The sequence below is a fragment of the Dactylosporangium sp. CS-047395 genome, from assembly GCF_050942185.1.
Classification (GTDB): domain Bacteria; phylum Actinomycetota; class Actinomycetes; order Mycobacteriales; family Micromonosporaceae; genus Dactylosporangium.
In genome coordinates this window covers 7,241,198-7,254,295 of sequence record NZ_CP192015.1, presented here as the reverse complement: position 1 = coordinate 7,254,295, position 13,098 = coordinate 7,241,198, and the positions used below count along the sequence as shown (strand labels likewise).

General features: G+C 72.3%; 10 protein-coding genes. 5 read left to right on the top strand and 5 right to left on the bottom strand.

Going from position 1 to position 13,098, the window contains the following annotated elements; genetic code table 11:
- Position 1: 1 nt before the first annotated feature.
- Together ACQP00_RS34190 and ACQP00_RS34185 are read left to right on the top strand one after the other, a co-directional pair.
- Positions 2-1,339 (top strand): MFS transporter, encoded by a 1,338-nt coding sequence (locus ACQP00_RS34190; protein WP_433203471.1) that lies wholly within the window; start codon positions 2-4, stop codon positions 1,337-1,339.
- Between the two features lie 57 nt (positions 1,340-1,396).
- Positions 1,397-1,837 (top strand): universal stress protein, encoded by a 441-nt coding sequence (locus ACQP00_RS34185; protein ID WP_433043954.1) that lies wholly within the window; start codon positions 1,397-1,399, stop codon positions 1,835-1,837.
- On the opposite strand, the gene ACQP00_RS34180 is transcribed toward ACQP00_RS34185, so the two are convergent.
- Genes ACQP00_RS34180 through ACQP00_RS34170 form a run of 3 tightly spaced genes read right to left on the bottom strand, consistent with a single transcriptional unit; the run spans position 1,821 to position 5,174 of the window.
- Positions 1,821-2,420 carry an O-methyltransferase gene (locus ACQP00_RS34180; protein WP_433203468.1) on the bottom strand — a complete coding sequence of 200 codons (600 nt, stop codon included), beginning with the start codon at positions 2,418-2,420 and terminating at the stop codon, positions 1,821-1,823. The genes ACQP00_RS34185 and ACQP00_RS34180 overlap by 17 nt on opposite strands.
- A complete protein-coding gene (locus ACQP00_RS34175; protein ID WP_433203465.1) occupies positions 2,392-4,155 on the bottom strand; it encodes a PAS domain-containing protein in 1,764 nt (587 codons plus the stop codon). The genes ACQP00_RS34180 and ACQP00_RS34175 overlap by 29 nt, the downstream gene beginning before the upstream one ends.
- Positions 4,156-4,202: 47 nt before the next feature.
- A complete protein-coding gene (locus ACQP00_RS34170; protein WP_433203462.1) occupies positions 4,203-5,174 on the bottom strand; it encodes a phosphotransferase family protein in 972 nt (323 codons plus the stop codon).
- A 152-nt stretch (positions 5,175-5,326) separates the two neighbouring features.
- Between ACQP00_RS34170 and ACQP00_RS34165 the strand changes: the two genes are divergently transcribed.
- From ACQP00_RS34165 to ACQP00_RS34155, 3 genes are all read left to right on the top strand, one after another.
- Positions 5,327-7,297 (top strand): hypothetical protein, encoded by a 1,971-nt coding sequence (locus tag ACQP00_RS34165; RefSeq protein ID WP_433203459.1) that lies wholly within the window; start codon positions 5,327-5,329, stop codon positions 7,295-7,297.
- Positions 7,298-7,315: 18 nt separating this feature from the next.
- Positions 7,316-8,350 (top strand): FAD-dependent oxidoreductase, encoded by a 1,035-nt coding sequence (locus ACQP00_RS34160; protein ID WP_433203456.1) that lies wholly within the window; start codon positions 7,316-7,318, stop codon positions 8,348-8,350.
- A 118-nt stretch (positions 8,351-8,468) separates the two neighbouring features.
- Positions 8,469-8,972: a hypothetical protein gene (locus ACQP00_RS34155; RefSeq protein WP_433203453.1), complete on the top strand. Its 504-nt coding sequence runs from the start codon at positions 8,469-8,471 to the stop codon at positions 8,970-8,972.
- Here ACQP00_RS34155 and ACQP00_RS34150 read toward each other — a convergent pair.
- Positions 8,969-10,123: an SWIM zinc finger family protein gene (locus ACQP00_RS34150; protein WP_433203450.1), complete on the bottom strand. Its 1,155-nt coding sequence runs from the start codon at positions 10,121-10,123 to the stop codon at positions 8,969-8,971. The two genes, ACQP00_RS34155 and ACQP00_RS34150, sit on opposite strands and share 4 nt — an antisense overlap.
- Before the next feature lie 90 nt (positions 10,124-10,213).
- Entirely contained in the window at positions 10,214-13,006 is a 2,793-nt protein-coding gene (locus ACQP00_RS34145; RefSeq protein ID WP_433203447.1) for a DUF6493 family protein, read from the bottom strand.
- Between the last annotated feature and the right edge of the window lie 92 nt (positions 13,007-13,098).

Below are 13,098 nucleotides of genomic sequence, written 5' to 3'. Positions count from 1 at the left end.
CATGCCTGAAGCGGCCTTCGACCGTCGGCTGATCGCGCCGATGGTGCTGGGCTCGATCCTCAACCCGGTCAACTCCAGCATCGTCGCCGTCGCGCTCATCCCGATCGGGGCTGCGTTCGGGGCGCCGCCGTCGCAGACCGCCTGGCTGGTGTCGTCGCTGTACCTGGCCACCGCGCTCGGCCAGCCGGTCGTCGGGCGGCTCATCGACCTCTTCGGCCCGCGCCGGCTCTTCCTGATCAGCACCACCCTGGTCGGCGTGGCCGGGATCGTCGGCACCGTCGCGCCCAGCCTGGGCGTGCTCGTCGCGGCCCGGGTGCTGCTCGGGATCGGCACCTGCGCCGGGTACCCGGCGGCCATGGCCCTGCTGCACAGCGAGGCCGAGCGCACCGGCCGGGACAGCCCGGCCGGGGTGCTCACCACCCTGGCCGTGGCCAACCAGACCATCGCCGTGCTCGGCCCCCTGCTCGGCGGCCTGCTCATCGGGCTGGGCGGCTGGCGGCTGACCTTCGCGCTCAACATCCCGCTGTCGGTCGTCGCGGTCACCCTCGGCCTCCTGCGCCTGCCCAAACAGGTGCCCGGCCGCCGCCGTGACGGCTTGGCCCAGATCGACCTGCCGGGCATGGGGCTGTTCGCGGTGATGCTGTTCTCGCTGCTGCTGTTGCTCATGAACCTGCGCCATTGGTACCTCCTGATCGTCACGGTCGCCGCCGGTGCCGCCTTCACCTGGCGGGAGCTGCGGGCCGGGACGCCGTTCATCGACCTGCGGGTGCTGGGCGGCAACGTGCCCCTCGTGGCCACGTACGCCCGGACCCTCGTCGCCTACGTCGTCTCCTACGCGTTCCTGTACGGCTTCACGCAGTGGACCGAGGAGTCGTACGGCCTGTCGCCGCTGCACGCCGGCCTGGTCCAGGCCCCGATGTTCCTGATCGGCATCGGCGTCTCGGTGACCGTCGGCCGGCACGGCGGCGTCTACGGCAAGCTCCTGCTCGGCGCGGTGGGCCAGGTCGCGGCCTGCGCGCTGATGCTGGGCCTGAGCGCCGCCAGCCCGATCTGGATGCTGGTCCTGGTGGCCGTGGTCTTCGGCATCCCGCAGGGCGCCAACAGCCTCGGCCTGCAGAACTCGGTGTACTTCCAGGCCGACCCCGACCGGATCGGCTCGTCGGCCGGCCTGCTGCGCACCTTCGGCTACCTCGGCGCGATCGTCGCCTCGGCCGCCACCGCCGCGGCGTACGGCAGCGACGCTTCGACCGCCGGCATGCACGAGCTGGCCTGGCTCATGCTCGGCGGCAGCGTGCTGTTCCTCGTCATCACCGCCTTCGACCGCGGTCTGCGCCGATAGCTCACGTTTGGCAATCCCCGGCGAGACGTCCGGGAATCCTTACGGCATCCTGTTCCCGTGCAGTTCGAACTCGGTACCGACGGCCCCAAGGTGATCGTGGTCGGTGTCGACGGCTCGGACACGTCCATGCGCGCCGGCGCCTACGCGGCCGGCCTGGCCCGGCGGCAGCGGGCCCGCCTGGTCGTCGTCTACGTGACCGGGGCGCCGGCCGCGAGCCGCCTGGTCGCCGAGGCCGCCGGCGCCGTCGAGCAGGCCATCGCCGAGTCCATCGAGGACATGCGCCGCCAGGTCCACGAGGGCGCCCTGCACACCGGCGTGACGACCGACTTCGTGGCCGTGCGCGGCGACCCTTACTCGGAACTGGTCCGCATCGCCACGGAGCTGCGCGCGGACGCGGTCGTGGTGGGCGCGAGCCGCCGCTTCGGCCACCGGTTCGTGGGCTCGCTCGCGGTCCGCCTGGTGAAGTCCGGCCGCTGGCCGGTCACCGTGGTGCCCTGAGCCCGGGCAGGTAGGTGGCGAGGACGGTCGCGGCGTCCGGCGTGACGCGGACCTCGGTGGCGCGCAGGTCGGGGTGGTCCAGCCAGTAGCGGCGGGGCTCGTCGACGCGGCCTTCGTACAACGGCGGCCAGCTCGTCGCCGGGGTGAAGTCGTCCATGGCGATCAGCCCGCCGGGGCGCAGCCACTCGGCCGGGTCCAGCGGCGGCTCGGCGCCCTTGCCCTGGCCGCCGCCGTCGAGCACCAGCAGGTCGAAGGGGCCGTCGGCCAGCAGGTCGCGCCAGTCGCCGTGCAGGACGCGCACGGCCGGCTCGGCCCGGAACAGCTCGGCGGCGTCCTTGCAGCGCTCCGGGTCGCGCTCGATGCTCACCAGGCGGGCGGCCGGGTCCGCGCCCGACAGCAGCCAGGCCAGGCCGGCGCCGCAGCCCGTGCCGGTCTCGCCGATGACGCCCGGCCCGACGCCGCGGGCCAGCAGGCGCAGCAGCTCGCCGTGCTCCGGGCGGCAGGACTGGCTGAATCCGGTCCGGGCGGCCAGGTCCAGGGCCTGGCCGACGAGATCATTGGAACTTGCGGGAGGAGCTGTCACGGTTCTGGGCCGCCGGGGTGTCGGTGAAGGCGCGGCGCAGCAGTTCGTGCTCGGTGCGCCGGTCCTCGGTCACGTCGTGGAGGGTGACGACCATGCCGCGGACCAGGCGGTCGTCGCGCAGGTCGCGGAAGATGACCTCGAGCAGGACGCGGCTGCCGTCCGGGCGGCGCAGGCTCCACTGGTCGCGGGTGCCGTCGCGGTCGTCCTCGCGGGCCCGTTCGACGGTGCGGGCGACCTGCTCGCGGTCCTCGGGGGCGACGATCTCGCGCAGGGTGGCGAACGGGGTCGGCCAGATGCCGAGGACCTCGGCGACCGACGGGCTGGTGTAGCGGATGCGCTGGTCGTCGTCGAGGACGAGGACCACGTCGCCGCCGTGCTCGGTGACCGCCCGCAGGTAGGCGTCGCTGTCGCGGCGGCTCGCGGCATCGGTCAGGCCGATCCGGGCCAGGGCGAGGGCGGCCTGGCCGGCCACCACGGAGACGGCGTCGATCGCGGTGAGCAGGTCGCGGCGGCGGCCGGCCACGTAGAGCACGCCGGCGTCGAGCGGGCAGACCAGCACGTGGTCCCACTCGGAGAGCTTGGCGCTCCACAGCGGCGGGATGTCGCCGACCGGCTGGATGCGCGGCTCGGACAGCTCGCCCAGCGGCAGCAGGTCGGTGAGGGTGAAGTCGACGACGATCGCGTGCGGGGCCTCGGCCGGCAGCAGGGTGCCGACGGCGGACTTCACCGCGGCCGCGACCTGGCCGGCGTCGGCCGCGCCGACGAGCACGGTGCCGGTCTCGCGCAGGGCCCGCTCCCGGCGCAGGGCGCTGGCGTGCTTGCCGACCGCGTCGCTGAGCCGGACCACGAGCAGCACCAGCGTGATGCCGGAGGTGACGGCGATCATCGGGCCGTCGTGCACGCCGCCGGTGAGGGCCTGCACCATGAGAATCAGCGGGGCGAACGCGACGCAGGCGAGCAGCAGCACCAGGCCCAGGCCGTGCACGGACTCGCGGGCGGCGCGCACCGGGCCGGTCGGCGGGGCGGTCAGCCGGGCCATCGAGGGGATCAGCGCGGCGGCGCCCCACGCCGTGTACAGCAGCACGTAGGCGACGTCGGCCGGGCCGCCGGGGCCGATGGTGTCGTGGGCGGCCTTGCCCACGCCGTACCAGACGTCGCCGACGAGCATGCCGACCGCGCCGACGGCGAGCAGGATCGCCGACGGGTTGCGCGGGGCGGCGGTGACCAGGCGGACGGTGACCACCAGGACCAGCACGTCACCGAGGGTGAACACGGCCTGGGTGGACCAGTCGGCCGCGCTCATCCCGCCGTCCAGCCGCGGCGAGGCGATGAAGACCCAGGCCGCCAGCAGCGCGGCGGTGCCCAGCGCGAGCAGGTCGAGCAGGCGGGTCCGGTCGTCGAGGAAGGTGCTGGTCCGGGTCAGGCCGATCAGGGCCACCGCGACCAGCGGGAACATCGCCAGGTAGGCGACGTCGGCCAGGGTGGAGGTCGGTTCCCACGCGTACAGCAGGTCGCCGGTCATCATGGCCAGCAGCGCGGCGGCGAGCGCCCACCACGGGCCGGACCGCTGCGGGCGGCCGCGCACGATGCCGGTGCCGATCGCGCCGGCCGAGACGAGGCCGATCACCGCCCAGACGGCCGAGTTGAGGGCCGGCCAGATCGCGAGCACGCCGGCCAGCGCCGCCATGAGCACGGCGTAGCCCGCCAGCAGTCGCCTTCCGCGCAGCACACCCATCGACATCCTCACCGTAGGTGACGTCATCTATATCACAAAGTGATCGTTCAGCGCAGGTCCCGCAGCTCCGAAAGCAGCCATGGGGTGACCCATTCCCGGCGTTCCCGCTCAGTTTCGCCCACCATCGCGCGGCTCGGCATCTCGATCAACAACAACAGGCAGAACTGCATCCGGTACAGCATGAGCCTCCTGCGTTGTGCATCTGTTAAACGCACCTGCTCCGAAGTTTCGAAATAGCCCGCGAGCACCGGGTTTTCCGGCTCGTCCTCGATCCGCCGGCCGAGCGCGGGGGACACCAGGTCGTAGAGCGGGTCGCCCCAGAAGTACCGCTCGCCGTCGACCATGCCGGTGAGCCGGCCGCCCTCGGTCAGGATGTTGCCGTCCCACAGGTCGAAGTGGACGAGCGCGGGGGTGCCGACCACGCCGAGCGCCGCCGCGTGCCGCTCGATCGTCGCCAGGACCTCGGCTTCGGGGACCGGCAGGGTCACGTCCCAGTCGCGGCCGTCGGCGAGCAGGTCCGTGGTCATCGCCGTGAACGCCGCCGGCCAGCCGGGGCCGGACGCGCGCCCGGCACCGTCGTAGCCGAAGCGGGCCCCGGACACGGTGTGCAGGCGGTGGAGGGCTTGACCGAGCTCGTGGCGTACAACTGCCGCGGTTTCCGGCTTTTCTGACAGCTCCGACAGGGGACGGCCGGGCAGGCGTCCGACCAGCACCAGGTCGTCGTCGGCGGCCAGCACCGGCGGCACCGGAACGCCGCCGACCGCCCCGGCCAGCCGGTAGTAGCGCGCCTCGGCGGCGATGACCCCGCGCTCGTAGCGCAGCAGCGGCACCCCGGGCGGCGGGCCGATCTTCACCACCGCCTCGGTGCCGTCGTCGAGCGTCGCGTGCCAGACCGCCGCGAACGTGCCGCCGGACAGCGGTCCACAGTGGACGGCGGTGCGCCCGAAATGGGCCTGGAGCAGGGCCGCCACCTCGGCCGGCGTCAATTGCCGCTGGGTCGGGCTGAGTACGTGGGCCACGGGTCCACCCTACCGATGCGTCATACATTGACGATCATCGGCGGCATGATCCGATTGAACATTGATCGCGATTATTGCCAAGGAAAGGGTGGTGGAAAGGACCTTGCTGGTCATAGCGTGCTCGAAACGGCCTGACTCAATGGGGAGGCAGAGTGAGGAAAAGGCTAGCGAGCATTACCGTGGCCGGCCTGATCGCCGGCGTCGCGGTGGTGGTCGCCCAGGCACCGGCGAGCGCGGCACCCAAGGCCCCGTCCGGTGACCTGCAGGCGGGGATCAAGCGGCAGCTCGCCGCGGGCATCCAGGTGGTGCCGAAGCAGTCCGCGGCCGGCAAGCTCGCCGCGAGCAGCACCGCGAACCCGTGGACGGCACTGCTGCCGGACCCGGGCAAGGTCGACAAGTACTACTGGTCGGAGCGGGCCAAGGCCGCCTCCGCCAGCCGCGCGCAGCAGAAGCTCGCCCAGAACAAGGGCCTGGCCGCGGCGAACCCGATCATCCACGACGAGGCCGAGCCCAAGGGCACCAACGGCGCCAACGACACGCCCGCCACGGCCGAGCTGATCAAGGGCTTCGGCACGGGCAAGAAGCTCAACAACAAGGTCCGCGTGCTCGGTCAGCTCGACCCGGACGCGCTGCCCACGCCGAGCACGGTGAGCCCGGCGACCGAGGACGACGGCTCGATCCCGCTGTCGTTCGAGTTCAACCTGGGCACCAGCCGCGGGGCGTACGCCACGACGGCGTCGATCGGTGACGGCCCGCACGGCACCGCCGGGGACGGCACCGGCGACTTCGACTTCAGCAAGGTCCACGCCCGCGCCGGCCAGCAGATCACCGCGGCCACCTCGGGCGACCTGGACACCGTGGCCGCCCTGTACGACGCGAGCGGCGTGCTCGTCGCGGCCGACGACGACAGCGGGCCGGGCTTCAGCAGCCTGCTGACCTACACGTTCCCGGACTCCGGCGACTACTTCCTGATGATCTCCGGGTACGGCCTGGGCACCGTGCTGCCCGCGGACCCGTTCGACTCGGGCAGCGGCCTCGGCGCCGGCAAGGAGGGCCCGTACGGCATCACCGTGTCCCTGGCCTTCCCGGACCTCGACTACTACGCCGTGGACCTCGTCGCCGGCGACGTGCTCGGCGGCTCGGTCACCGGGGTCAGCCCCACGCTGATCGTCCGCGATCCGGCCGGGAAGGTCGTGTTCGGCTCCGAGCAGGACGCGAGCTTCATCTACGCGCCCGCCTCACCGCTGCCCGGCGGCGGCAACGCGGTCGTGTCCTACGTGGCGCCGCGCGACGGGCGCTACACGATCCAGCCGGGCGGGGTCTCCGGCGCGTACGACCTGACGCTCGAGGCGTACCGGCCGGGCCCGGAGGCGCTGGAGCAGGGCACCACCCAGACGCTGTACCTCGACTTCGACGGCGCGCGGGTCAACACCGCCATCTTCGGCGGCCCCGGCGTGCGCCAGCTGAGCCCGCTGCAGGGCTTCCTGGGCCGGTGGGGGCTCACCGCGGCCGACGAGGACAAGGTGATCAACCAGGTCATCGCCACGGTGCGGGAGAACATCCTGACCGACGCGAAGGAGCGCGGCACCGACCCGCGTATCGGGCTGAAGATCCTCAACAGCCGCGACGACCCCGACCCGTTCGGCCAGCCCAACGTGCACCGGATCGTCGTCGGCGGCACGATCGCCGAGTCCGGCGTCGACACGATCGGCATCGCCCAGTTCATCGACCCGGGCAACTACGCGACCGAGGACACCGCGCTGGTCCTGCTCGACGTGCTGTCGGACCGCACCGGCGCGGCGTCGCTGAACACGTACATCACCCCGGCCAGCAACAAGATCAAGTTCATCGGCCGGGCGCTGGGCAACGTGATCAGCCACGAGGCCGGGCACCTGTACGGCAGCTTCCACACCGACCCGCTCAACGCCACACCCAACCTCATGGACGCCGGCGGCGCCTTCCCGGGCCTGTTCGGCGTCGGTCCCGACAACATCGGCGGCACCGCCGACGACTTCGACTACGACTTCGGCGACGACGAGCTCACGCCCGACGAGGGCTTCATCGGCACCGAGGACACCCTGAACACCACGGCATGGGCCCTGGTGAAGGGCAAGGCCAAGTAAGGTCCGTCACCGCCTGACATGATCCGTGCCCGCGGCGGGGTTGTACCCGCCGTGGACACGGACGTGGTGGTGATCGGCGCGGGGCAGGCCGGGCTCTCGGCCGCCTACTGGCTGCGCAGGCGCGGCCTGTCCTTCGTCGTCCTCGACTCGTCCTCAGGACCTGGCGGGGCTTGGCAGCATCGGTCGCCCTCGTTGTCCGTGGGTGCCCTGCATCGCATTTTCGATCTGCCGGGGTACCCGTTCACGCCGCCCGCATCGGGCTCGGCGGCTTCGGTGGTCTCCTCGTACTTCCGGGACTATGAATCGGCCTTTGCACTGCCCGTGGTGCGACCGTTCCGCGTTGAGTCCGTTTCAAGGCTTGCATCCGGCTTTCAGGTCGGCCCGTACATCGCCTCTGGCGTGATCAACGCGACCGGCACCTGGACCGCGCCCTACGTGCCCTTCTACCCCGGGACGTTCGCCGGGCGGCAGTTGCACTACGCCGACTACCGGGGGCCCGAGGAGTTCGCCGGGCAGCGGGTGCTGGTCGTCGGCGGGGGCGCTTCGGCGATCCACGTGCTGGCCGAGCTGCCGTCGGCGTACTGGGTCACGCGCAGCGAGCCGGTGTTCCACCGCGACTTCACCGAGGAGTACGGGCGGGACGTGGTGGCCCGGGTCGCCGAGCGCGTGGCCGCCGGGCTGCCGCCGCGCAGTGTCGTCAGCGTCACCGGGCTGGGGTGGACCGACCTCGCCCGGACGGCGCAGGCGCGCGGGAACCTGGAGCGGCACCCGATGTTCGACCGGCTGGTGGCGGGCGGGGCGATGTGGGGCTCGCACTTCGAGCCGTTCGACGCGATCATCTGGGCCACCGGGTTCCGGGCGGCGCTGTCGCACCTGGCGCCGCTGCACCTGCGCGAGCCGGGTGGCGGGATCCGCATGGAGGGCACCCGCGTGGTCCGCGAGCCGCGCCTGCACCTGGTCGGCTACGGCCCCTCGGCCAGCACCGTCGGCGCCAACCGCGCCGGCCGCGCCGCCGTCCACGAACTGGCCTCCCGGGATCTTGCTCTCTGTTAATTCGCAACGGCAGGGTGCGAGGGTATGGACATCGACGGGCGCGACTGCCAGAGTCTGCGCCGTGGCTGACAATCGGTTACCGGTCCTTCGCACTCGGGTACGGTCGGTCGGTGGCGCCGTGAAGGCGAACCCGGGGCTGTACTTCGGGGCGTTCCCCAGCTCCGACTGGCCGCTGGTGATCGCCGCGTGGACGGCGGCCGACCTGCTGCGTCTCGCCCCCGACACCGCCTCCGTCGACCTGGTGCTGCACCGCGGGGGTGCGCTGTCGGCCACCGTGCACGGCGCCACCGTGACCGCGCCGCCCCACGCCGACCTGCGGCCGGTGGCGGACATCATCCGCGCCGGGATGTGGTACACCGAACTGTCGCGCAACACCACCGTCCACACGACGTCGGAGCGGGCGGCGCCGCCGTCCGGGCCGCGGCGGGTCTGGACCGGGCTGACCGTGACCGTGCGCTCGGAGCTCGACGCGGCGGTGTTCGGGCTGCCGGACGGGTCGTGGTGGCGGGACGGCATCCCGCGGTTCGCGAAGATCCTGGCCACGCCCCGGCACCGGCCACCGGACGGGCGGCACGTGCACGTGTTCGACGAGGCGGCGGGGGACGTCGCCGAGCTTCCCTAGGCTTTCGCCGCCCGGTACGCGAGGATGTGTTTGCAGGGGCCGCGGTCGAGGCCGTGTTTGGCGTACCACTGGCAGGTGCAGCGGTCTCCTTGAGCGGTCGCGCGCACGACGTACCTCGTGTCTCCACTGTGGACCACGGCGCCGCTGTCGGTGAGCTCGACCGGCAGATCGCGGGCGTTGCGCATTCTCGGCTGGGCTTGCGGGTCGACGGCGAACGGCAGGACGCGGTGGAAGACCCGGCCGTCGGCCAGATCGAAGCCGCCTTCGTGGTTCGTTTGTTGCAAGACGCCGCCTTCGCCTGGGAATGCGCGGCTCGGCGATGGGCTGAGCATGGCTGTGAAGCGGGCTCCGGGCAGGTCGAGGATCCAGGCGGATGCGGTACCGTGTCCGTACGTCCGGACCCTGGTTGCCCGGCGCAGCAACGGTTCCACGACCCGCAGCCGAGCCGGCCCGGCGATGCCCACCGCGCCCGGGGCCGGCTTCGTGGCCAGCTTCGGGCCGCCCGGCGCCGGCACCGCGTACAGGTCGCCGTGCTGCGGGCCGCGCGCCTGGGACTGCAGGAACCGCCGGACGGCGACGGCCGAATACTCGGCGGCCGGCGCCATCGCCCGTGCGCTCAGGTGCACCTCGGCCAGGCTGCGGACCCAGCGCTCGGGCAGCGGCACCCGCCGCTCGAGCACGGCACCGTCCATCGTGGTCACCCGCAGCTCATCGTCGCCGACGGCCAGGTGCATGGGGTCGAGCCCGCCGATGCCGGAGAGTGCGTCGCGCATGGGGGGATTGAAATCCACGTTGGTCGTACCGTGGCCGCGCAGTTGCCCGTCGAGCGAGCCGGGCAGAAGATCGAGGCGGCCGTAAACTCCGCAGCACACCGAAAGTGACTCGAACCGCAGGTAGCCGTCTTTGTCGGCGGTGACCACCGGATCGGCGGCCCGGACGGCGGCGGCGACCATGTTGGGCGGCGTGTAGAAGCGCGTCCGGGCGATCCGGGCCACCGCCAGCAACGCCGCCGCGACGGGTTCGGCGTGCTCGACGAAGCCACTGAAGAAGTACGGATGCAGGCTCGGCCCACCGCTCGTAGCCAGCACGACGCCGTCGCCGTCCACTGTGGATGGACGGCGGTAGTGGTAGGTTTGCTCGACGTCGGTCATGCTTGCTCGCGGAGGATTGCTCGGGCGGTTTTCGCGGCCTGGGTCATGCTTGCTCGCGGAGGATTGCTCGGGCGGTCTTGGCGGCCTGGGTCATGCTTGCTCGCGGAGGATTGCTCGGGCGGTCTTGGCGGCCTTGGTCGTGCCGGTGAAGCCTTCGAGCCACGCGCGCAGTTCCGGGCTCGCGAGCGGCGTCCCGGCCCGGACCGACTCCTCGTGCGGCGTCGTCTTTGGACTCGCGGGCGGTTTTCCGGCGCGGACCGACTCCTCATGCAGCGTCGTCAGCAGGGTGTGCAGGCCGGGATGGTCGCGGGGGAGCCGGGGAAGGGCACCGGCCAGGACCGCGACGCTCGCGGCGGACGAGCGGAGCGCCGACGCCCAGCGGCTCGCCGTCGCGTGGTGGGCGAGCTTCACCATGGCATCCGCAACGAGCGCCGGATCGAGCCGGTCGGGCACGAGGGCGGCGAACGCCTCGGCGGCCCGCGTACGGTGCCCGATCTCCGCCGCCGTCATCCCCGCCACCAGCACTCCCGCGGCGAGCGGCCCCATCCGCCCGGGATGCACGGCGAGCGCATCGAGGGTGGCGGAGGCGGAGTAGGCCCGCTCAGTCCCAGCCGCCCAGAGCATCTCCTCGAGCGCGGCGGCACAGAAGACCTCGGCGTCGTGCGGCCAGATCTGCGCGGCCCACAAAATCCAGTCGGGCCCCCCGTCCGGCTGACTCGACGACGCCACGGTGGGCTGATCGGCAGCCCAGCGGTGCAGGCGGAGGTCCTGCTCACACCAGCGCACGGTCCGGGTGTGCGGGCCTTCCTTGTACTGATGCTCTTGTACGGTCACCCGCAGCGCAATGCTCGCCGCCTGCCCTTGCCCGGGCTTGTCGAGCCCGGCCGCAATGAGCACCGGATCGTCGTCAAGCGGCGCACGGGCCCGGGCAGCGGCGATCCAGACGGCGGCGGTCTTCGGCTCGATGGGCGCCCGCAGGAACTGCCCCACGTCAACACCGCCAGCACCGCTCACGACCTCTCCACCGCCTGCGACAGCGTCCGACGCGGCGGCGGTCTTCGGTGCGGCGGTGTTCGGTGTGGCGGCGTTCGGTGTGGCGGCCGTGTTGGGTGTGCCGGCGGTGTTTGGTGTGGTGGCGGTGTTTGGCGTGGCGTCGGTATTTGGTGCGGCGGTGTTCGGTGCGGCGGTGTTCGGTGCGGCGGTGTTTGGTGTGGTGGTGTTCGGTGTGGTGGCGGTGTTCGTTGCGGCGCCGAGGGCATAGCGCACGGCGGCGCCAGCCTGGCCCGGGAGGTCGCTCGCGGCGCGAAGGGCAATCTCGCGCCCGTCGGGGTGGATGCGGAGCAGGGCGGCGACCAGATCGTGATGCAGCGGTTCCAGGCCGACGGAAGCACTGTGAGCAAGACGCGCGACGAGCACGTCCGGCGCGATCCACCCGGCGGCGTCGGTCGGTGTGGCCAGGAGCGTCCGGGGCTCTGCCTTGCCGGTGGCGATCGCGTGCACCTCTGCCAGTCGCTCGGCGAGCAGGTCACCCCGCACGGTCGGCGCCTGACCGAGCACGAGCGCGGCGACCTGATGCCGCAAAGCCCCGTCGTCGCCGCGGCGAAGCACCTTGCGCGCCGGCCCCTTCAGGTCACCGGAGACCCTTCCGGCGGCGACATCGGCGAGGAAGAGCTCGATCTCGTACGGCGTTGTCTCACCAGCCAGCAACGCCGCGACCCGCTCGTCGACCGACCGCTCCACCGCCGCCGCGACGGACGCCCCTGACACAGCAGCGGTGACCGGGGATGGGTGGGCCAGGTCCGCTGCGGGCGTGCTGTGGGTCCGTGGTCCGGCTGCTGCCCCGGGCGCGGCCGTCGGCTCGGGCGGGGCGGGCGTTGGTTGCGGGGTGGTCTGGGTGGTCGGGGTAGGCGGGGTGGTTGCCTGCAGCCAGGTCGTGGCCTCGCGGGCGATGGTGGGCTCCAGCAGGTCCAGGCGCTCGGCCACCGGGTCTCGGGCGTCAAGCGCTTGCAGCAGCGTCAGGGCGCGGTGCTGGACGTCGCGGTGCTGGTGCTCGAGGCCGAGGGCGTAGAGCTCCGTGACGGCGGGGGTCAGTGCCGGGTGGCGGGTGCGGATGCGGGTCAGCAGTGTGAGGACGGCCAGCGGGGTGTTCTTTGCCGGTACGGTCAGGGCCGCGCCGGCGCCGTTGACGAACGCGGGGTCGTCGAGGCCGCCGGCCTTGTCGACGGTGGTCAGGTGGCGTACGGCGAAGGCGACTGTGGCGGGGATCGGGGCGCTCAGCAGGCGGATCAGGCGGGGTTGGTCGAGTTCCTCCTTGGTCGGGGTCAGGGTGGTGTACAGCTGGGCGAAGAAGCCCGCGCGGTATGCGCTGAAGTCTCGGGACAGGGCGCGCAGGCACTCGTGCAGCAGGCGGGACCGGGGCAGGGTGCCGTCGGCGGCCAGGGTGCGCAGGGTGTCGGCCCAGCCGGTGCCGGCGTGGCTGTATTTGTCGACGTTGGTCAGGCTTACCTCGCCGCCGCCTTCGACCTCGAAGGCGCGCCACAGCAGGGATTCGCGCAGTTCCTGGTCGGCGCGGATCGCGGTTGGGCGGGGTTCGGGGTCCCAGCGGTCGCCGAGCGCTGAGATCATTGCCAGGACGTAGGGTTCGTCGTGGTTGAGGGTCACCTCCCCTAGGCGTTCCAGGGTGCGGATGCCGGTGAAGATCGCCCGCTGGGGCCAGTGGGCGGCGATGTGCTCGACGACCCGTTCCACGTCGCGTTGCAGCGAGGCCGGCGCCTTGGTCGCGGGTGGGGCGGGGTCGAGCTGCCACAGGACGGACATGAGGTACCAGTGGCCGTCCTCCGGCACGTCACGCAGCCGCCGGTAGACCTCGTCGATCGGAACCATCGGCGGTCAGCCTAACGTCCGGGTACGACACTTTCCGGCGTAAACGCTGTCCGGTGGCCGTAGCCGGCGGCCATCGGTGCGTTCGGGAGTCA